Raw genomic sequence first — 19,727 nt, 5'->3', positions numbered from 1 at the left:
GTGCTGACCGGCTTTGGCCGGTCGGCTGGAGCTGCCATGTCCCCGCTAATTCAGGCTTTTTTCGACCCTGCCACCTCGACCTACAGCTATGTCGTCAGTGATCCGGCCACCGCGCAGTGCGCCATTATCGATTCGGTGCTGGATTACGACGCCGCTGCTGGGCGCACCGCCCACGCCAGTGCCGACCGCTTGATCGCCTACGTGCGCGAGCAGGGGCTTAGCGTGCAGTGGTTGTTGGAAACCCACGTGCATGCCGATCATCTGTCCGCCGCGCCCTATCTCAAGGCCGCGTTGGGCGGGCAATTGGCAATTGGCGAGCAGATTCGCGTGGTGCAGAACACCTTCGGCAAGCTGTTCAATGCCGGCAGCGAATTCGCCGTCGATGGTCGCCAGTTCGACCAGCTGTTTGAGGATGGTGATGCTTTTCAGATCGGCACCTTAGCTGCCCGCGCTTTGCATACCCCGGGACATACGCCGGCCTGTATGACTTACCTGATCGGCGATGCAGCGTTTGTTGGCGACACCCTGTTTATGCCGGATTACGGCACCGCGCGTTGCGACTTCCCCGGCGGCAATGCGCGCGTGCTGTACCGTTCGATTGCCCGTTTGTTTGCCCTGCCAAACAGTACCCGGCTGTTTATGTGCCACGATTACCTGGCGCCGGGGCGCGAGCAGCATTGCTACCAGACCACGGTGGCCGAACAGCGCGCGCATAACGTGCATGTGCACCAGGGCATCGATGAAGAAGCTTTTGTCGCCATGCGCCAGGCCCGCGATGCCAGCCTCGAGATGCCCGCGCTGATGCTGCCTGCCGTGCAGGTGAATATGCGCGCCGGTCATCTGCCTCCTGCCGAAGACAATGGCGTGCGTTACCTCAAGGTTCCGTTGAATGTTCTCTAAATGGCCGCTGATCCATACCTTGCGCAGCTACGACCGCGACCAGGCCGGTCGCGATCTGCTGGCCGCCGGCCTGGTCTGTCTGCTGCTGGTGCCGCAGGCGCTGGCCTATGCGCAGTTGGCTGGTTTGCCGGCGGTGGTGGGGTTATACGCGAGCATTCTGCCGCTGGTGGTTTATGCCTTGATTGGCGCCAGCCCTGGCGTGGCGCTGTCGTTCGGACCGGTGGCAGTGCTCTCGCTGATGACTGCGGCGGCCTTGGCCCCATTGGCTGCTGCCGGTAGCGCGGCTTATCTGCTGGCGGCCACCACCCTGACTCTGCTGGTCGGCGTATTGCTGTTGCTGATGGGCCTGCTGCGGATGGGCTTTGTCGCCAACTTTCTTAGCCATCCGGTGATTTCCGGCTTTGTTAGCGGCTCGGCGTTGCTGATTGCAGTCAGCCAGTTCAAGCACCTGCTGGGCATTTCGGCCGATGGCCTGACGCTGTTGCAGGTGCTGCCAGCGCTGTATGCGCAGTTGCCGGCGCTGCATCTGCCGACGCTGCTGCTGGGTTTGAGCAGCCTGGCGTTGCTGGTGCTGCTGCGTAACCTTGGCATGTTCGGTTTGTCTGAAGCGCTGGCGCTGCGCATTCGGCAGTTGAGTGCGTTGCTGCTGATGTTGCTGGCGATGGCCCTGGGCGCGCTGCTGCAACTGGAGGCCTATGGCGTGCGCGTGGTCGGCACGGTGGCGGCGGGTTTGCCGCCGCTGGCCCTACCAAGCCTGGAGCTGAGCTTGCTGCGTGATCTGTTGCCGGCCGCATTGCTGATTGCTTTGGTGGGCTTTGTCGAGTCGGTGTCCATCGCCCAGAGCCTGGCGATGCGCAAGCGTCAGTCGATCAATCCTGATCAGGAACTGCTCGGCCAGGGCGCGGCCAATATCGCCGCCGCCTGCAGTGGCGGCATGCCGGTGGCGGCGAGCTTCTCGCGCTCGGCGCTGGCGTTGCAAAGCAATGTGGCCACCCCGCTGGTTGGTGTATTTGCCGCCGGCCTGATGCTGGCGGCCGTGTTGGGCCTGGCGCCGTTGCTGCAGCACCTGCCACAAGCGGTGTTGGCCGTGAGCATTATTGTCGCGGTAGTGGGGCTGATTGATGTATCCGGCCTGCGCCGCATCTGGCGTTACTCGCCGCAGGAAGGGATGGCGCAACTGGCAACGCTGCTCGGCGTGCTGTTGTACGGGGTCGAGGCCGGCATTCTGCTCGGTGTGAGTCTGTCGTTGCTGTTGTTTCTCTGGCGCACCAGCCGACCGCATATGGCGGTGGTCGGTCAGCTGCCGGGCAGTGAGCATTTCCGCAATATCGAACGCTACAAAGTCGTGGAAAGCCCCAGCGTGCTGTCGTTGCGCGTCGATGAAAGCCTGTACTTCCCCAATGCGCGTTACCTGGAAGAGCGCATCGGCGCGCTGATTGCCAAGCGCCCGGACGTGCGCCATCTGGTGCTGATGTGCTCCGGAGTTAATCAGATCGATGCCAGCGCGCTGGATACCCTGGAGGCCATCAGCGAGCGCCTGCAGAGCGCTGGCGTGCAGTTGCACCTGGCTGAAGTGAAGGGCCCGGTGATGGACCGGCTACAGCGTTCGGACTTTATCGAGCGTTTTGGCGGGCAGGTGTTTATCAGCCAGTACCAAGCCTTGCAGGTGCTTGATCCGGCAAGCGTTGCCCAAGCGGCGAGGCCTCTTTAATAAGGGGCTGTGCACAGCACAGCCCGGTCATAGGGCTCAGCGCTGTTGCGGCGCGGGTTGCTGCTGGGTGATGCAGTGGATATTGCCGCCGCCCAAAAGAATCTCCCGGCCCGGCACCATTACCACGCGGTGCTCGGGGAACAGGCGACGCAGGATTGCTTCGGCTTCGGCATCCTTGGGGTCGTCGAACTTGGGCGCGATGATGCCGCCATTGACGATCAGGAAGTTGACGTAGGAGCCGGCCAGGCGGATCGATGGATCGCGCTCCTGAGTACCGGCCACCAGATCTACTCCCGCACACTCTTCATCGCTGGCATACAGCGGGCCGGGAATCGGCATCTTGTGCACGACCAGCTGACGACCTTTGGCATCGCGCACGCTTTCCAGCACGCGCATGGCGGCCTGGCAGCGCGGGTAGTTGGGGTCGGTGGCGTCGTCGGTCCAGGCCAGCAGCACTTCACCGGGGCGCACGTAACAGCAGAAGTTGTCGACGTGGCCGTCGGTTTCGTCATTGAACAGACCGTCCGGCAGCCAGATTACCGTGTCGATGGCCAGGTGATCGGCCAGGTACTGCTCGATCTGCTCGCGGTTCAGGTGCGGGTTGCGGTTGGGGTTGAGCAGGCATTCCTCGGTGGTGATCAGGGTGCCTTCGCCGTCGACATGGATCGAGCCGCCTTCGAGGATCAGATCGTCGGTGCGATAACGCGCGCAGCCTTCGATCTGCAGAATCTTGCGCGCCACTTGGTCATCACGCACCCAGTTGGCATACAGGCCGCCATTCAGGCCACCCCAGGCGTTGAACGCCCAGTCCACACCGCGCACTTCGCCGTTTTTGTTGGTGACGAAGGTCGGCCCGGTGTCGCGCACCCAGGCGTCGTCGGTGGTGATTTCCACCACGCGGATATTGGCGTGGGCCAGGCGTTCGCAGGCGTTTTCATACTGGCCGGCGGACACGCACACGGTCACTGGTTCGAACTCGGCAATCGCCCTGGCCACGGCGGTGAACGCGGCTTGCGCGGGCTTGCCGCCCAGGCGCCAGTTGTCCGGGCGCTCGGGCCAGACCATCCAGGTTTGGCTGTGGCTTTCCCACTCGGCGGGCATGCGGAAGCCGTCGGCGCGTGGGGTAGTCGTCAGGGTTGTCATAAATTCACCAAAACATTGAGCGGGGACGGATGGGTATTAACGCTGCGCGTCACCTCCCATCTTATAGGGGCGTTCTTACAGGGGCGTTGTTACTCGGAGGCCAGATGGCCGTCGAGGGTTTTTAGCGGGCCGTAGAGGTTCGGGCGGCGGTCGCGGAAGCTGCCCCAGGCGCTGCGGATATGCTCCAGCTGATCCAGATCAAAGCTGTGCATCAGCACTGCTTCGTCGGTTTCGTTGGCTTCCTGCACCTTGGCGCCGAACTGGTCGGCGATAAACGACGAACCATAGAAGTTGATGTGGTAATCGCCCTGGTCTTCACGGCCGATGCGGTTGCTGGCGATCAGCGGCATCAGGTTGGCGCCGGCGTGGCCCTGCTGCACGCGCTGCCAATGGTCGCGCGAGCTGATGCTCGGGTCATGCGGCTCGGTGCCGATGGCGGTCGGGTAGAACAGAATCTCGGCACCAAGCAGGGCCATGCTGCGCGCGCACTCGGGGAACCACTGGTCCCAGCAGATGCCCACGCCGATCTTGGCGTAGCGGGTGTTCCACACCTTGAAGCCGGTGTCGCCGGGGTTGAAGTAGTACTTCTCGTGATAGCCCGGGCCGTCCGGGATATGGCTTTTCCGATAAATCCCGAGATTGCTGCCGTCGGCGTCGATGATCGCGATGCTGTTGAAGCGCGCGCGACCGGCCAGTTCATAGAAGCTGATCGGCAGTACCACTTGCAGCTCTTTGGCGATTTTCTGGAAGTGCAGGATCGCCGGGTTGCTCTCGGCCGGGGTGGCCAGCTGTAGGTAGTCCGGGTTGGGCTTCTGGCAGAAGTACGGCGCCTCGAACAGCTCTTGCAGCAGGATGATCTGCGCGCCCTTGCCGGCGGCCTGACGCACCAACCGCTCGGCGTTGGCGAGATTCGCAGCGGTGTCCCAGGAACAGGCCATCTGGGTGGCGGCGACGGTAACGATACGGGGCATGATTTGGCACCTCAAGAGCAGTTGGGGCGGTCATCTGACACTAGCAGAGGCCGGCGACTGTGCCATGCCTCGCGGGTGAGTCATGGCAGTGGATGGCCTATTTATATCCGATAAAAATCGGCTTTAAAAGCAAAATATAAAGCGGTTATCGAGTTTTTATTGATTTATATCGAATAAAAATCGAATTATTTCGCTGCAATAAAGCGAGTACCGATCAAAGGCAAGGCGATACGCCGCCGCGCAGATTGAAGTGCTGCGGGCATTAACGGGGTGTGCAGATGAGGGTTGGGTAGAGCGAGGGGTCAGGCGCTGTAACGTTTGTGCAGCTCGAATTGCTCGTGGCCGTCGTCCCAGCCGGCTTCCCAGGCGGCGATCAGCACATCGGCGGCGAGCCCGCGCGGAGTGTTGGTTTGCCCAGTCAGCCCTGCCATGTAGCCCTGTTGGTAAGCTTTGTTAAGGCTTTCCAGGCTCCAGTGCTGGTCATCTTCCGTGTTGAGGTCGGCGCAGGCCATGGTGGCAGCTCGCAGTGGATTTACCCGTGCAATGCTAGCCGCATCGCCTGGGCAGGGCTGCGCCGCTGATCCCGCTTTTGCCACCGCTGGCGGTTTATGTGATGCAGTTGGCGAAATGCCGGCTGCGCGCGAGCCGGCATTCTTTTGGCTTAAACCGCGAGGGCCAGGATGCTGGCCTGATAGGCGGCGGCAAAGCTGTCGAAGTCGCCTTCTTCCTGGGCTTCCAGTTCGGCCTGGTCCTGCAGCGACTGGGCGGCGCTGGCCTCGAAGGCTGCTTGCTGTTCGGCGCTTAACGGGTGGCTGCGGAAGTATTCGGCGTGCAGCTTGCTCTGGCGCAGGGCGAACTCGGTAAAGCTCAGGCCCGTTTGCAGCTGCGCCAGCACTTGAGCGGAAGGCGTCAGGCTGACATCGGCGACCTTGGCCTGCTGCGCCTGCAAGGCCAGACGGTGGGCGTTGTCGCCCTGGTTCTGGTCGAGCAGTTCGGCCAGCGGGCGGATTTGTTCGAGCAACTCATCGGCCCAGGTCTGCAGCATCACCGGTTGGCCATTGCGTTGCAGCTGTAGGCCTGGACGGCGACCTTCCTTGACCACAGCCAGGAAGTTGTCGGTGCAGGCATGGCATTCGCCGCTTTCCAGCAGCGGGCTGTCGGACAGTGCGCAGAACAGCAGGAAGGCGTCGAGGAAGCGCGATTCGGTCAGGTCGATGCCCAGCGGCAGGAACGGGTTGATGTCCAGGCAGCGCACTTCGACGTACTGCACGCCACGGGCCATCAGCGCCTGGATCGGCCGCTCGCCGCTGTAGGTCACGCGCTTGGGGCGGATGTTCGAGTAGTACTCGTTTTCGATCTGCAGGATATTGGTGTTCAGTTGCAGCCACTGGCCATCCTTCTTCGCGCCGATTTCCACGTAGGGCGGGTAGGGCGTGCCGACGGCCTGGCGCAGGCTGTCGGTGTAGCTGACTAGATCGTTGTAACAAGGCGTCAGTCCAGCCTGGGCGGTGCTCTGGTAGCCCAGGTCGCTCATGCGCAGGCTGGTGGCATAAGGCAGGTAAAGGGTTTCGCCATCCAGCTCCTGCAGCTGGTGCGGGCGGCCGCGCATAAAGCCCTTGTGCAGCGCCGGTGAGGCACCGAACAGGTACATCAGCAGCCAGCTGTAACGGCGGAAGTTGCGGATCAGCGCGATATAGCGCGCCGACTGGTAATCCCGTGCGCTGCGCGTATCGCCTTCGGCCTGCTGCTGTAGCTGCCACAGCGCTTCCGGCAGGGAGAAGTTGTAATGGATGCCGGCGATGCACTGCATGGTTTTGCCGTAACGCAGGGCTAGGCCCTTGCGGTAGACGTACTTGAGTTCGCCGATATGTGAGCTGCCGTAACGGGCGATAGGGATCGTCTCTTCGTCCGGCAGGGCGCAGGGCATGGACGGGCTCCACAGGTATTCGCCGTCCAGCTTGCTGTAGGCGAAGCGGTGGATCTGCTCCAGATCGGCCAGGGTCGCGGCCGGATCAGGCTCGGCCGGGGTGATAAATTCCAGCAGTGATTCGGAGTAGTCGGTGGTGATCTGCGTGTGGGTCAGCGCCGAGCCGAGGGCGGCCGGGTGCGGGGTCAGCGCCAGCTGGCCATCGCCATCGACGCGCAGGCATTCGCGCTCGATCCCGTGCAGGCACTGGGAAAGCAGGGAGAGGTTGGCGCGCTCGCCAAGCTGGGCCAGGCGGCGGGGTAACAGGTCGCTCAAGATTGCATTCCTTCACGCATCGGTCGCCTCAATATGGGGACGACAAGCGTGCTCTACAAGGGGGCGAGAAAACCGCTTTCAGCGGTCGATAGCGCTTTATAACCCGAGGCGGGCGAAGAAGGTTATAGCTGGGCGCAGTGCTTTTGCGTTAGGACGACGCGGGAGGGCAGGGTGCGTGGCACTGCCGAAAGCACGGACATACGGCGTATGTCCGTGTACCGACGGGCGTTGGCTTATTTCTTCAGCTGCTTGGCATTGGCAAACAGCGCCGCCATGCCACCGCTGGCCGGAGCCGGCTTTTCCTGGCTGGAATGGCGTTCGCTGCGCGGCGCATTGCCGGCCGGCTTGCTGCCACGTGCACCGCCACGCGGGCCTTCGATTTTCTCGCCAGGCGTGTCGCCCATGCGCATCGACAGGGCGATGCGGTTACGCGGGATGTCGACTTCCATGACCTTGACCTTGACCACGTCGCCGGCCTTGACCGCCTCGTGCGGGTCTTTGATGAACTTCTCCGACAGCGCCGAGATATGCACCAGACCGTCCTGGTGCACGCCAATATCGACGAAGGCGCCGAAGTTGGTCACGTTGGTCACCACGCCTTCGAGCATCATGCCCAATTTGAGGTCGTTGAGGGTTTCCACGCCTTCCTGGAACTCGGCGGTCTTGAACTCGGGACGCGGGTCGCGGCCGGGTTTTTCCAGCTCGCTGAGGATGTCGCCGATGGTTACCAGGCCGAATTTATCGTCGGTGAACTGCTTCGGGTCGAGGCGCTTGAGGAAGCCCGAGTCGCCGATCAGCGAGCGGATATCGCGGCCGGTATCGGCGGCGATGCGCTGCACCAGCGGGTAGGTTTCCGGGTGCACGGCGGAGGCATCCAGCGGGTTGCTGCCGTTCATCACACGCAGGAAGCCGGCGGCCTGTTCATAGGTCTTGTCGCCCAGACGCGGCACCTTGAGCAGGTCGGCGCGGCTGTTGAACGCGCCGTTGGCGTCGCGGAAGGCAACGATATTCTGCGCCAGGGTGGTGTTCAGCCCGGAGATGCGTGCCAGCAGCGCGGCGGAGGCGGTGTTCACATCGACGCCGACGGCGTTTACGCAGTCCTCTACCACTGCATCCAGCGAGCGTGCCAGCTTGAGCTGGGAAACGTCGTGCTGGTACTGGCCGACACCGATGGATTTCGGGTCGATCTTCACCAGCTCGGCCAGCGGGTCCTGCAGGCGACGGGCGATGGACACGGCGCCGCGCAGCGACACGTCCATGTCCGGGAACTCCTTGGCGGCCAGTTCCGAGGCGGAATACACCGAGGCGCCGGCCTCGGACACCATGACCTTGGTCAGATTCAGGCCCGGCAACTTCTTGATCAGGTCAGCGGCCAGTTTGTCAGTCTCGCGGCTGGCGGTGCCGTTGCCGATGGAGATCAGGTCGACCGCGTGCTTGGCGCACAGCTTGGCGAGGATCGCCAGGGTGCCGTCCCAGTCGTTGCGCGGCGCATGCGGGTACACCGTGGAGGTTTCCAGCACCTTGCCGGTGGCATCCACCACCGCCACTTTGCAGCCGGTACGCAGGCCCGGGTCCAGCGCCAGGGTGGCGCGCGGGCCGGCCGGCGCGGCCAGCAGCAGGTCGTGCAGGTTACGGGCGAACACGTTGATCGCCTCGTCTTCCGCCGCTTCGCGCAGCTCGCCGAACAGGTCGGTTTCCAGGTGGGTGTAGAGCTTGACCTTCCAGGTCCAGCGCACCACTTCGCCTAGCCATTTATCGGCGGCGCGGCCACGGGCACTGATGCCGAAGCGCTCGCCGATCATGCCTTCGCACGGATGCATGCTGCCGGGCAGCTCGTCGCCGACTTTCAGGCTGGCGCTGAGGATGCCTTCGTTACGGCCACGGAAGATCGCCAGGGCGCGGTGCGAGGGCGCGCCCTTGAGCTTCTCGTCGTGTTCGAAGTAATCGCGGAACTTGGCGCCTTCGTTCTCTTTGCCGGCGACTACGCGGGCGCTGAGGATGGCGTTGTCCTTGAGGTAGCTGCGCATGCTGGCCAGCAGGTTGGCGTCTTCGGCGAAGCGCTCCATCAGGATGTATTTAGCGCCTTCGAGCACGGCCTTGATGTCGGCAAAGCCTTTTTCGGCGTCGATAAAGCGCTCGGCTTCGCTCTCGGGATTAAGCTCGGGGTCGTTAAACAGTGCGTCGGCGAGCTCGCCGAGGCCGGCTTCCAGGGCAATCTGGCCCTTGGTGCGGCGCTTCTGTTTAAACGGCAGGTACAGGTCTTCCAGGCGAGTCTTGGTTTCGGCCAGGTTGATCTCGCGGGTCAGTTCAGGGGTCAGTTTGCCCTGCTCCTCGATGCTGGCGAGGATGCTGGCGCGGCGCTCGTCGAGTTCGCGCAGGTAGCGCAGGCGTTCTTCCAGGTTGCGCAGCTGAGTGTCATCCAGGCTGCCGGTGACCTCTTTACGGTAACGCGCGATAAACGGCACGGTGGAGCCTTCATCGAGCAGCGCTACGGCGGCGGCGACCTGTTGCGGGCGTACGCCCAGTTCTTCGGCGATGCGGTTGTTGATGCTGAGCATATAAAAAGCTACCCACACTGAAACGAAAAACCAGCCACGCAGACCACGGGCCAGACACGAAAGCCGCGCATTATAAACACTGCCCGGCAGTGCGCCGGGAACCAGTCGGGGAAAAATCTGCTAACAATGGGCTGCACGTCGGCTGCGGCTCCTGAGCCATAATGCCGGCCATTGCACCCTGCCAGCGCGCCCGCGCCCGGCGGAGGCCTGGTCAAGGAGCCCTGAATGAGCAGCACTGCACTTCCCGCTGAAGGCGAAAAAATCCTTATCGTCGATGACGATGCCCGTCTGCGTCGCTTGCTAGAGCGCTTCTTCGAGGAGCAGGGCTACCGCGTGCGTGCGGTGGAAAACGTCGAGCAGATGGACCGTCTGCTGGCCCGCGAACTGTTCAATCTGGTAGTGCTCGACCTGATGCTGCCGGGCGAGGACGGCCTGTCCGCCTGCCGTCGCCTGCGCGAGGCGAACAACCAGGTGCCGATCATCATGCTCACCGCCAAGGGTGATGAAGCCAGCCGTATTCAGGGCCTGGAGCTGGGCGCCGACGATTACCTGGCCAAGCCGTTCAACCCGCGCGAGCTGCTGGCGCGGATCAAGGCCGTGCTGCGTCGCCAGGCCCCGGTAGTACCGGGCGCGCCAGGCAGCGAAGACGAAAGCGTTAGTTTCGGCGAATACGAACTGTCCCTGGCCACCCGCGAGCTGAAGAAGGGTGATGAGGTGCATATGCTCACCACCGGCGAGTTCGCCGTGCTCAAGGCGCTGGTGCAGCATGCCCGCGAGCCGCTGACCCGCGACAAACTGATGAACCTGGCCCGTGGCCGCGAGTGGGACGCCCTGGAGCGCTCCATCGACGTACAGATTTCCCGTCTGCGCCGGCTGATCGAGCCGGACCCGTCCAAACCGCGCTATATCCAGACGGTTTGGGGCGTGGGTTATGTCTTCGTGCCGGATGGTAATAAATAGATCTTGATGAAAACCCCTCTCTGGTTCCCGCAAAGCTTTTTCGCCCGCACGCTGTGGCTGGTGCTGATCGTGGTGCTGTTCTCCAAGGCGCTGACCCTGGTTTATCTGATGATGAACGAGGACGTGCTGGTCGACCGCCAGTACAGCCACGGCGCCGCGCTGACCCTGCGCGCTTATTGGGCGGCGGATCCGGAAGACCGCGCGACCATCGCCGAAGCGGCCGGGCTCAAGCGCGTGCCGTATGAAGAGGTGCCCACCACCGAGCAGCATTGGCCGTACAGCGAGATTTTTGCCCGGCAGATGCAAACCGAACTGGGCCCGGACACCGAAGTGCGGGTGCGCGCCAAGAGCCCGCCGGCGCTTTGGGTGCATGCGCCGGCGCTAGGTGACGATTGGCTGCGGGTGCCACTGTATCCGCATCCGTTGCGTGGCCAGCGGATCTGGAGTGTGCTCGGCTGGTTTCTTGCCATCGGTCTGTTGTCGACGGCGGCGGCGTGGATTTTCGTGCGCCAGCTCAGCGCGCCACTCAAGCGCCTGGTGTTTGCTGCCCGGCAGATCGGTAAAGGCCGCAGCGTGCGTCTGCCAGTGGGCGATACGCCGAGCGAGATGGCCGAGGTGTACCGGGCCTTTAATCAGATGGCTGAAGACGTTGAACAGGCCGCTCGCGAGCGGGAGCTGATGCTCGCCGGGGTGTCGCACGATCTGCGCACGCCGCTGACTCGGCTGCGCCTGTCCATGGAATTTCTGCACACCGATTCGGAGCTGACCGAGGACATGGTGCGCGATATCGAGGACATGGATGCGATCCTCGACCAGTTTCTCGCCTTTATCCGCGATGGCCGTGACGAGCCGCTGGAGCAGCTCGACTTGCTCGAACTGATCCGCGAAGTAGTCGCGCCCTACAACCAGAAGCAGGAAGTCGTGCGCATGTGCCTGGAGTCCGTGCCAGCCTTCCCGTTGCGCCGGGTGTCGCTCAAGCGGCTGCTGGTCAACCTGATCGAGAATGCTCTGCGCTACGGCGGTAATGCGGTGGAAGTGGCGGTTTCCCTGTCCGGCGACCACAGCGCCCCCTATGTGGTGCTGAGCGTGCTGGACCGCGGCGCGGGCATCGATCCGGCCGAGCTGGGCAGCATCTTCAACCCCTTTATCCGTGGCGACCGTGCCCGTGGCGGCCAGGGTGCCGGGCTCGGGCTGGCTATCGTCAAGCGCATCGCCGCGCTGCATGGCGGCAGTGTCGAGTTGCGTAACCGCTCCGGCGGTGGGCTGGAAGCGCGGGTCTGTCTGCCTCTGGGGCTGCTGTTGCCGCGCGACGCTGTGTAAGAAAACCCTGGCATGCTGCCCTCGTTGCGCTGAACTATGCTTTCTCAGTGCGATGACATGAGGTCAGCATGCCTGCAGTTCCCCACCGCCTCTCTCCATGGACCTGGTTGCTGCCGCTGCCATTGCTCCATCTGGCCACCTGGCTTTCCCTGGCGACCCAGTTCGCCGATGGGGCGGCGCTCTGGTATCCACCGTTTGCCCTGGCGCTGGTCTTTGTCCTGTGGTGGGGGCCGCGCGTGCTGCCGGCGGTGTATCTCAATGCCATGCTGTCGACCCCGCTCTGGGGGCTGGAATGGCAGTGGGCCCCGCTCTATGCCCTGCCGGAAACCCTTGGCGTAGCGCTGGCCTGGCTGTTGTTGCGGTTGCGCCCGTTTGATCCAGCCTTGCCTGACCTCAGTCATTTGCTGCGTTTTATGCTGCTCGGCGTGCTGTTGCCAATCCTCCCGGTGTCGCTGGGCGTGCAGGGTAATCTCATGCTGCTCGGCCATGCGCTGCTGGAGGATCTGCTCACGGGCAGCATGACTCTATGGCTGGCCGATAGCCTCACCGCCCTGGCCATTGCCATCCCCCTATTGGCTTACCTGACGCCCTGGTTGCGTCGTCGCGGCTGGCTGGCTGCGCCGGTGCTCAGCGGTTGCGAGCAAGTACCCGAGGCGCTGCGCCAGTTACCACCCTTGCCGCTGCTGGTGCTGCTGTTAATCGGCATGCCGTGGTTGCTTGGGGTGCTGCCGCTGACCCTCAATCTGCCGCTGATTGGCGTAATGATGCTTGGTCTGGCGTTGATCTGGGGTTTTGCCGGCGGCCTCTGCGGCGCGGTGCTCAGTGTGTTGATGGTGCTGATCCTGCCGCTTTTGCGCGGTCTGGTGAATAGTGAGGCCTGGCTTGACCCGCAACGTCTGGAACTGCACTTCAGCGTGCTGCTGTTTATGCTCGCCACGCTGCTGGTGGGGCGCAGCCTGAGTGACCTGCGTCAGGCGCTGGCGCGCAGTGCGCAGATGCAGCAGCAGCTGGCCCTGGCCAACCTGGCGCTGGAGGCCAGCCCACTGGGGGTGATCATTGCCGACGCGCGCCAGCCGGCGTTGCCGCTGATCTACTGCAACCCGGCGTTCGAGCAGATTACCGGCTACAGCCGCGAGGAAACCCTGGGCAACAATTGGAACTTTCTGCTGCGTGATGATCATCAGCAACAGGGCTTGAGCCGTCTGCAGCAGGCGGTGCGCGACGGCATGGGCTGCGATGTGGTGCTGCGCAACTACCGCAAGGACGGCCAGCAGTTCTGGAATGAATTCACCCTCGCGCCGATGCGCGATGAGCAGGGCATCAGCCATTTTGTCGCCCTGCAGAGTGATGTGACCGCTCGCGAGCAACTGGCCACCCAGGTGCGCTCGCAGAGTGACGAACTGCTCAAGCAGAGCTACCTGTTCAGCCAGACCGAGCACATCGCCAACCTCGGCGGCTGGGTGCTGAACATGCCGGAACAGGATATGGACTGGAGCGCCGGCTGCTTTCGCATCTACGAGCTGGACCCGAAAAACGGCACACCTGACCTCAATGGTGCCCTGAGTTACCTGGATGCCAGCGGCCGGGTGCTGGCCGAACAGGTGTTGCAACAATTGATCGATGGGCTGGAGCAATTCGATATCGAAGTGCGCCTGCTCACCGCCAAGGGCAAGACGCGCTGGCTGCGCATTCGTGGCGTTACCGAGCGCGACGGTGCCGAGCTGGTGCGGGTGTATGGCGCGCTGCAGGACGTCAGTGCGCGCAAATACGCCGAACAGCAGCTGCGCGAGCGTGATGAACGGCTGCGCCTGTTCTTCGAAGCGCCGTTGATCGGTATGGCCCTGACCAGCCCGAATCTCGCCTGGGAGGAGGTCAATCACAAGCTCTGCAGCATTCTCGGGCTCAGCCGCGAACAACTGCTGGGCTGCAGCTGGGAAGAGTTGTCGCTGGAAGACGATCTGCTGGTCGAGCAGCCGCTGCTCGATCAGGTGCTCAGCGGCAGCCGTGAAGGTTTTGAACTGGAAAAACGTTTCCGCCGCGCCGACGACAGCCTGGTGCACACCCGCGTCAGCCTGCGCGCGGTGCGCCACAGCACCGGGCGGGTGCGTATGTTCCTGCTGCTGGTCGAGGACATCAGCCAGCGCCTGCAAGCCGAGGCGCGCTACCGCACTATTGTCGAGAATGCGCCCGAGGCGATCATGCTGTTCGACCTGCACGGCACGCTGGTCGAGTGCAACGACAATGCCCTGCGACTGCTGCGTTACAGCCGCGAAGAAATTGCCAACAAGCGCGTATTTGAACTGAGCCCGAGCAAGCAGGCGGACGGCCAGCTGACCGCCGATCTCGGCCAGGTGTATTTACAGCGGGCAATGGCCGGTGAGGCACCGGTATTCGACTGGTTGCACCGCGACAGCAAGGGCCGGCAGATCCCCTGTGAGGTGCGTCTGGTGCGCATGCCCGGTGAGCCGGTGCTGATTCGCGGCAGCGTCACCGATATTTCCGACCGTCAGCGCTATCAGCGTGAGATCGAACGGTTGGCCTTCAGCGACGAGCTCACCGGGCTGCCCAATCGGCGCCTGCTGCTGGACCGGCTACAGCACGCGATGGACCGCGAGCAGCGCGAAAACACCTTGGGCGCGCTGCTGTTTATCGACCTCGATCACTTCAAAACGGTCAACGACAGCCTCGGCCATCTGGTCGGCGACGGTCTGTTGCGTGAAGTCACCACGCGGTTGGCCAGTGGCTTGCGCGCTGAAGACACCCTGGCGCGGATGGGCGGCGACGAGTTTGTGGTGCTGCTCGAAGGGCTCGACAGCAACCCGCAACTGGCGGCGGAAGCGGCGGCTATCACTGCGGAAAAACTGCTGAAAAGTCTGGTCGGCACCTGCTGGATCGACGGTCATGAGCTGTCGATCAGCGCCAGTATTGGCATCGCCCTGCATCCGTTCGGCAGCCAGGTTGCCGCCGACGTGCTGAAGCAGGCAGATACCGCCATGTATCGGGCCAAGCAGGGCGGGCGTAACGCCTTGCACTTCTTCGCCCCGGAAATGCAGGCGGCCATCGATCAGCGTCTGCAACTGCAGAGCGAGCTGCGTCAGGCGGTGCAGCGCAATCAGCTGCATCTGGTGTTTCAGCCGCAATTGGCGCTGGTCACCGAGCGTATTGCTGGCGCCGAAGTGCTGCTGCGTTGGGTGCATCCGGAGCGCGGTGAGATCATGCCCGGCGACTTTATTCCGCTGGCCGAAGAGACCGGCTTGATCGAGGAACTGGGTGCCTGGGTGCTGGAACAGGCCTGCGCAGCGCTGGCGCGCTGGTTACCGCACTGGCCGCAGCTGGTGCTGGCGGTCAACCTCAGCCCGCGTGAATTGCGCCAACGTAGTTGTGTCGCGCGCATCAGCGAATGCCTGCAACGCCATCAGGTGCCGGCCACGGCGCTGGAGCTGGAAATCACCGAAGGGGTGTTGCTTGAGGATGTCGAGCAGTGCATCACCAATATGCAGGCGCTCAAGGCGCTGGGCGTGCGTTTCGCCATTGATGATTTCGGCACTGGTTACTCCTCACTGACCTACCTCAAGCGCTTACCGCTGGATCGTCTGAAGATTGACCGCAGCTTTACCTGGGACATGGACGGCGAAGATGGCAGCGGCCTGATGTTGGTGCAGACCATTCTGGTGATCGCCCGCAACCTGGGCCTGGAGTGCGTGGCCGAAGGTATCGAAACCCAGTGGCAGCTCGACAGCCTGCGTGAGCATGGCTGCTCGCTGGGGCAGGGCTATCACTTCAGTCGGCCGCTGAAAGAGGCGGATTTCCAGGCCTGGATGCAGCAGCACCAGCTATAGGCTTGCTGTGCTTGGGGCGGCCTATGTCCGGCTCACCCCTTGCCTTTGGTACGGGTCAGGTGTGGACCACTGTTTTTCTCCAGGTACTGGATCACCAGGCTGGCGACGTCCTTGCCGGTGGTGGTTTCGATGCCTTCCAGGCCTGGGGATGAGTTGACTTCCATCACCAGCGGGCCGTGGTTGGAGCGCAGGATATCCACACCGGCCACACTCAAACCCATGACCTTGGCCGCGCGGATGGCAGTCATGCGTTCCTCCGGGGTGATCTTGATCAGGCTGGCGCTACCGCCGCGATGCAGGTTGGAGCGGAATTCGCCTGGCTTGGCCTGACGCTTCATTGCGGCGATCACCTTGTCGCCGACCACGAAGCAGCGAATATCCGCACCGCCGGCTTCCTTGATGTACTCCTGCACCATGATGTCCTGCTTGAGGCCCATAAAGGCCTCGATCACCGACTCGGCAGCGGTGGCGGTTTCACAGAGCACCACGCCGATGCCCTGGGTGCCTTCCAGCACCTTGATCACCAGCGGCGCGCCGTTAACCATGTCAATCAGGTCGGCGATGTCGTCCGGCGAGTGAGCGAAACCGGTGACCGGCAGGCCGATACCGCGGCGTGACAGCAGTTGCAGCGAGCGCAGTTTGTCCCGCGAGCGGGCGATGGCCACCGACTCGTTAAGCGGGAACACCCCCATCATCTCGAACTGACGCAGCACTGCGCAGCCGTAGAAGGTCACCGAGGCGCCGATTCGCGGGATTACCGCATCAAAGCCCTCCAGCGGCTTGCCCCGGTAGTGAATCTGCGGCTTGTGGCTGGCGATGTTCATATAGGCACGCAGGGTGTCGATCACCACCATCTCGTGGCCCCGCAGCTGCCCGGCTTCAACCAGGCGGCGGGTGGAATACAGGCGCGGGTTGCGCGACAGCACGGCGATCTTCATTGGTCACCAGAAGGTTCAGCAAGGGTGGGTTTGTTTTGTACGTAGGTCAGCGCCGGATTGACCAGCAGCTGTCCGTCAATCAGTGCCTTGGAGCCAAGTAGCACGCGGTAGCGCATGGTCTTGCGGCAGGTCAGGGTGAATTCCACCGGCCATTCGCGCTCGCCCAGGGTTATGTTGGTGTGGATCACATAACGCGACTGGCTGTGGCCGTTGGAGCTTTTGATGGTTTTCACCGACACAAGTTGTGCCTCGCAGCGGTGGCGGCGCTGCACCAGGGTGCCGAGATGCGCGGTAAAACGCACCCAGGGTTCGCCATCGCGGTCGAACGGCTGGATATCGCTGGCATGCAGGCAGGAAGTGCTCGCGCCGGTATCGATCTTGGCGCGCAGGCCGACCATGCCCAGCTCCGGCAGGTTGATCCATTCGCGCAGGCCGATTACGCCCAGTTGGTCAAAAGTCTTCAAAGGCTGATCCATGGTAAGTGCGGGCATTCTAGTTGGCCCTTATGACAACTGCATCAGGCAAAATGTCCGCCTGCACAGCGGGTATGAATGGGGATCAGATGAGCGATAAAGACGATGACAAGGTCCGCCTGGATAAATGGCTATGGGCCGCGCGCTTCTATAAAACCCGTGCCCTGGCCAAGGCGGCGATCGAAGGCGGCAAGGTGCACCATCGCGGCGAGCGCTGCAAACCGGGAAAAGAACCGAAAGTCGGCGATGTCTATGTGATTCGCACTGGTTTCGAGGAGCGCAGCGTGGTGGTACAGGCGCTTTCCGTGGTGCGTCGTGGGGCACCGGAAGCCCAGGCGCTATATGCCGAAACCGCCGAGAGCATCGAGCGCCGCGAGCAGGCTGCCGCGCAGCGTAAGGCGGGGGCACTGGGTATGCAGACCGATGGCCGGCCGAGCAAGAAGCAGCGCCGGCAGTTTCAGCAGTTTCACGGCAATCAGGAATAAAGCGCGGCGCCTGGCTCAAGGCAAACCGCCGCGCAGATCCGCCTAGCGGCCGCTGATGATGCTCAGGCGCCCCAGCAGGGGCAGCTTGGCCAGGCTCTTGAGCAGCGGCTGGGTGACGTATTCCAGCCATTCGCTGGCCTTGTAGGCGAACGGGGTAAAACAGGCCCAGGCCAGGCCCAGCAGTGCAAGGAACAGGCCGCCCACCAGAGCATCCGAGCCCCAGTGTGCACCGGCTACCAGGCGCGGCAGCATAAAGATCACGGCCATGCTCCAGACCAGCAGCAAGCGCCAGTTGCGCGCGAAGAAACTCATAAACATCGCCCAGATCAACAGCACCGAGGCGTGATCGCCGGGAAAGCTGCGGGTGGCGCTGTCCTTCATATCCCAGCGTTCTTCCCAGGTAGGGAACAGTTCGGTCAGGCGCGCGGCGCCTTCCACCACCAGGGATGCACTCGGGCGCTGCCAGCCCATCAGCTTGACCAGCTCGGCGAAGCCCACGCGAAACAGCAGCATTACGATCAGCGCCGCGAGAAAGGCATACAGCGCTTTGCGCACCTGAGCGCCGGTGAACACCAGGTCAGCCTTGAGCATCACGGCCAGCATCAGCACGCCGACACCCATGTCCACCGGGCGCATGCTGCCGATTGCCCAGGTCTGCGCCCACAGCCCGGCGCTATGCACGGGTTCGTTCAGCAGGGCAAACAGCTGCAGGTCGAACTGGTCCCACAGCGCGCGGCCGGGCGCCCACAGCCAGCTGGCGAGCAGCAGCAGGGCGACGATATGGCAGGCAACCAGCGGGCGGATACGCCACTGCTGGTTAATAAAAGAAGGGTTCATGCAGTGGCATCCTTGTCATCTGTAAGGGATTAAGGCGGCGCGCATGCTAGGTATTCTGTCTTCTGATTGCAAAGATTCGCTCTGCCTTTTGTCGGCAACTGTGACTCGGGTTTGTATCGATAGCTTCCGCCCGCAGCGCCGATAGATAAGAGGCGCTTGGTCGGACGGGCGTTTGCGCCTAAAATCGCGGGCCGAGTCACATTCAGTGAAGTTGGCATGTCTGATTTTTCCCAACGCTTCTTGTTCGACGACAGCGATATCCGTGGCGAACTGGTCGGCCTGACCGACAGCTACAGCCATGTGCTGGCCAAACACACCTACCCGCCACCGGTTGCCCAACTGCTGGGTGAGCTGCTGGCCGCCGCCTCTTTGCTGATTGGTACGCTGAAGTTCGAAGGCCTGCTGATTCTGCAGGCGCGCTCTTCCGGTGCAGTGCCATTGCTGATGGTCGAATGCTCCAGCGAAGGCGAGCTGCGCGGTATCGCCCGCTACCACGCCGAACAGATCACTGCCGATGCCAATCTGCGCGAGCTGATGCCTGATGGCGTGCTGGCCATGACCGTCGACCCGAAATCCGGGCAGCGTTATCAGGGCATTGTCGATCTGGAAGGGGAGACCCTGGCCGATTGCCTGACCAATTACTTCGCCACTTCCGAGCAGTTGCCCACCCGTTTCTGGCTCAGCGCCGATGGCCAGCGTGCTCGCGGCCTGCTGTTGCAGCAGCTGCCGGCTGACCGCCTGAAGGAAGCCGATGAGCGTGAAGCCAGCTGGCAGCACGCCATGGCCCTGGCCGATACGCTGAAGGCTGAAGAACTGCTGGGCCTGGATAACGAAACCCTGCTGCACCGCCTGTATCACCAGGAAGCACTGCGTCTGTTTGATCCGCGCGCCCTGCAGTTCCGCTGCAGCTGCTCGCGTGAACGTTCCAGCCGCGCGCTGATTAGCCTCGGCCAGGCCGATGCCGAGGCGCTGGTGCAGGAACACGGCGGCAGCGTGGAAATCGATTGCCAGTTCTGCAACGAGCGTTATCTCTTCGATGCCGCCGATGTGTTGCAACTGTTTATCGATGGCAGCATCGAAGCTCCATCGGATACGCGCCACTGATTTACGATCTGCTGCGCGTCGGCCCTGCTGCGTTAAAAACAGGCTCGGAATGCTCATGTACAAAAGTACACTCCGCTTCCTCTCCTGTTTTTGCCTTGCAGGGCTCTAGCTCGCTATATCGTAAGTAGGTTGATGGGCAAATAGCACGTAAACCGTGCCGGAATGATCTGATCAGAGGCTGCACCCGCAGCCGGCTTTTTCTGGCATAATCCGGCGCACTTTTTTCGCTGTAGTAGTGCTCAGCTT

15 protein-coding genes are annotated in these 19,727 nt (G+C 62.7%); 7 read left to right on the top strand and 8 right to left on the bottom strand.

From position 1 onward, the window contains the following. Window positions 1–36 precede the first annotated feature (36 nt). Window positions 37–900, top strand: coding sequence for an MBL fold metallo-hydrolase (locus tag ACQ4LH_RS06445; protein ID WP_430696458.1), 864 nt, complete (start codon window positions 37–39; stop codon window positions 898–900). Next, window positions 890–2,611 (top strand): SulP family inorganic anion transporter, encoded by a 1,722-nt coding sequence (locus tag ACQ4LH_RS06440; protein ID WP_430696457.1) that lies wholly within the window; start codon window positions 890–892, stop codon window positions 2,609–2,611. The genes ACQ4LH_RS06445 and ACQ4LH_RS06440 overlap by 11 nt, the downstream gene beginning before the upstream one ends. 36 nt (window positions 2,612–2,647) lie before the next feature. On the opposite strand, the gene aguA is transcribed toward ACQ4LH_RS06440, so the two are convergent. The 5 genes from aguA to ACQ4LH_RS06415 form a co-directional block, all read right to left on the bottom strand. Beyond that, window positions 2,648–3,754, bottom strand: coding sequence for an agmatine deiminase (gene aguA / locus ACQ4LH_RS06435; protein ID WP_430696456.1), 1,107 nt, complete (start codon window positions 3,752–3,754; stop codon window positions 2,648–2,650). Between the two features lie 89 nt (window positions 3,755–3,843). Next, complete coding sequence (gene aguB, locus ACQ4LH_RS06430) at window positions 3,844–4,725, bottom strand: N-carbamoylputrescine amidase (protein ID WP_430696455.1); 882 nt, start codon at window positions 4,723–4,725, stop codon at window positions 3,844–3,846. Window positions 4,726–5,027: 302 nt separating this feature from the next. Continuing rightward, complete coding sequence (gene rmf, locus ACQ4LH_RS06425; protein WP_275960262.1) at window positions 5,028–5,237, bottom strand: ribosome modulation factor; 210 nt, start codon at window positions 5,235–5,237, stop codon at window positions 5,028–5,030. 149 nt (window positions 5,238–5,386) lie between these two features. Continuing rightward, entirely contained in the window at window positions 5,387–6,967 is a 1,581-nt protein-coding gene (gshA, locus tag ACQ4LH_RS06420) for a glutamate--cysteine ligase (protein WP_430696454.1), read from the bottom strand. A 233-nt stretch (window positions 6,968–7,200) separates the two neighbouring features. Beyond that, the gene (locus tag ACQ4LH_RS06415; RefSeq protein ID WP_430696453.1) at window positions 7,201–9,525 is read right to left on the bottom strand and encodes a Tex family protein; all 2,325 of its coding nucleotides are present in this window, start codon (window positions 9,523–9,525) and stop codon (window positions 7,201–7,203) included. 225 nt (window positions 9,526–9,750) lie between these two features. On the opposite strand from ACQ4LH_RS06415, the gene ompR reads away from it, so the two are divergent. The 3 genes from ompR to ACQ4LH_RS06400 all read left to right on the top strand — a co-directional run bounded on the left by ompR (window position 9,751) and on the right by ACQ4LH_RS06400 (window position 15,644). Further along, window positions 9,751–10,485: an osmolarity response regulator transcription factor OmpR gene (gene ompR, locus ACQ4LH_RS06410; RefSeq protein ID WP_304870374.1), complete on the top strand. Its 735-nt coding sequence runs from the start codon at window positions 9,751–9,753 to the stop codon at window positions 10,483–10,485. A 6-nt stretch (window positions 10,486–10,491) separates the two neighbouring features. Then, window positions 10,492–11,805 (top strand): ATP-binding protein, encoded by a 1,314-nt coding sequence (locus ACQ4LH_RS06405; protein ID WP_430696452.1) that lies wholly within the window; start codon window positions 10,492–10,494, stop codon window positions 11,803–11,805. 68 nt (window positions 11,806–11,873) lie between these two features. Beyond that, window positions 11,874–15,644 carry an EAL domain-containing protein gene (locus ACQ4LH_RS06400; protein ID WP_430696451.1) on the top strand — a complete coding sequence of 1,257 codons (3,771 nt, stop codon included), beginning with the start codon at window positions 11,874–11,876 and terminating at the stop codon, window positions 15,642–15,644. 32 nt (window positions 15,645–15,676) lie between these two features. On the opposite strand, the gene rimK is transcribed toward ACQ4LH_RS06400, so the two are convergent. Both rimK and ACQ4LH_RS06390 read right to left on the bottom strand, forming a co-directional pair. Next, window positions 15,677–16,582 (bottom strand): 30S ribosomal protein S6--L-glutamate ligase, encoded by a 906-nt coding sequence (gene rimK / locus ACQ4LH_RS06395; protein WP_341435648.1) that lies wholly within the window; start codon window positions 16,580–16,582, stop codon window positions 15,677–15,679. Then, the gene (locus ACQ4LH_RS06390; protein WP_430696450.1) at window positions 16,579–17,046 is read right to left on the bottom strand and encodes an ATP-dependent zinc protease family protein; all 468 of its coding nucleotides are present in this window, start codon (window positions 17,044–17,046) and stop codon (window positions 16,579–16,581) included. The genes rimK and ACQ4LH_RS06390 overlap by 4 nt, the downstream gene beginning before the upstream one ends. Window positions 17,047–17,144: 98 nt before the next feature. Between ACQ4LH_RS06390 and ACQ4LH_RS06385 the strand changes: the two genes are divergently transcribed. Continuing rightward, window positions 17,145–17,540, top strand: a complete 396-nt coding sequence (locus ACQ4LH_RS06385; RefSeq protein WP_430696449.1) for an RNA-binding S4 domain-containing protein — start codon at window positions 17,145–17,147, stop codon at window positions 17,538–17,540. A gap of 42 nt (window positions 17,541–17,582) precedes the next feature. Here ACQ4LH_RS06385 and ACQ4LH_RS06380 read toward each other — a convergent pair whose 3' ends face one another. Further along, window positions 17,583–18,377: a phosphatase PAP2 family protein gene (locus tag ACQ4LH_RS06380; protein ID WP_430696448.1), complete on the bottom strand. Its 795-nt coding sequence runs from the start codon at window positions 18,375–18,377 to the stop codon at window positions 17,583–17,585. A 216-nt stretch (window positions 18,378–18,593) separates the two neighbouring features. On the opposite strand from ACQ4LH_RS06380, the gene hslO reads away from it, so the two are divergent. Next, on the top strand, window positions 18,594–19,481 hold the full coding sequence (gene hslO, locus ACQ4LH_RS06375) for an Hsp33 family molecular chaperone HslO (RefSeq protein WP_430696447.1): 888 nt from the start codon (window positions 18,594–18,596) through the stop codon (window positions 19,479–19,481). Window positions 19,482–19,727: the final 246 nt, after the last annotated feature.

Source organism: Pseudomonas peli (assembly GCF_050563605.1).
GTDB lineage: Bacteria > Pseudomonadota > Gammaproteobacteria > Pseudomonadales > Pseudomonadaceae > Aquipseudomonas > Aquipseudomonas peli_A.
The sequence above is the reverse complement of the archived record's forward strand: the minus strand, read 5'-3'. Positions and strand labels throughout refer to the sequence as shown.

Coding starts and splice junctions, on each gene's coding strand:
- ACQ4LH_RS06445 (WP_430696458.1), top strand. CDS start 37: ATGTCCCCGCTAATTCAGGCTTTTTTCGACCCTGCCACCTCGACCTAC.
- ACQ4LH_RS06440 (WP_430696457.1), top strand. CDS start 890: ATGTTCTCTAAATGGCCGCTGATCCATACCTTGCGCAGCTACGACCGC.
- aguA (WP_430696456.1), bottom strand. CDS start 3,754: ATGACAACCCTGACGACTACCCCACGCGCCGACGGCTTCCGCATGCCC.
- aguB (WP_430696455.1), bottom strand. CDS start 4,725: ATGCCCCGTATCGTTACCGTCGCCGCCACCCAGATGGCCTGTTCCTGG.
- rmf (WP_275960262.1), bottom strand. CDS start 5,237: ATGGCCTGCGCCGACCTCAACACGGAAGATGACCAGCACTGGAGCCTG.
- ACQ4LH_RS06415 (WP_430696453.1), bottom strand. CDS start 9,525: ATGCTCAGCATCAACAACCGCATCGCCGAAGAACTGGGCGTACGCCCG.
- ompR (WP_304870374.1), top strand. CDS start 9,751: ATGAGCAGCACTGCACTTCCCGCTGAAGGCGAAAAAATCCTTATCGTC.
- ACQ4LH_RS06405 (WP_430696452.1), top strand. CDS start 10,492: ATGAAAACCCCTCTCTGGTTCCCGCAAAGCTTTTTCGCCCGCACGCTG.
- ACQ4LH_RS06400 (WP_430696451.1), top strand. CDS start 11,874: ATGCCTGCAGTTCCCCACCGCCTCTCTCCATGGACCTGGTTGCTGCCG.
- rimK (WP_341435648.1), bottom strand. CDS start 16,582: ATGAAGATCGCCGTGCTGTCGCGCAACCCGCGCCTGTATTCCACCCGC.
- ACQ4LH_RS06385 (WP_430696449.1), top strand. CDS start 17,145: ATGAGCGATAAAGACGATGACAAGGTCCGCCTGGATAAATGGCTATGG.
- ACQ4LH_RS06380 (WP_430696448.1), bottom strand. CDS start 18,377: ATGAACCCTTCTTTTATTAACCAGCAGTGGCGTATCCGCCCGCTGGTT.
- hslO (WP_430696447.1), top strand. CDS start 18,594: ATGTCTGATTTTTCCCAACGCTTCTTGTTCGACGACAGCGATATCCGT.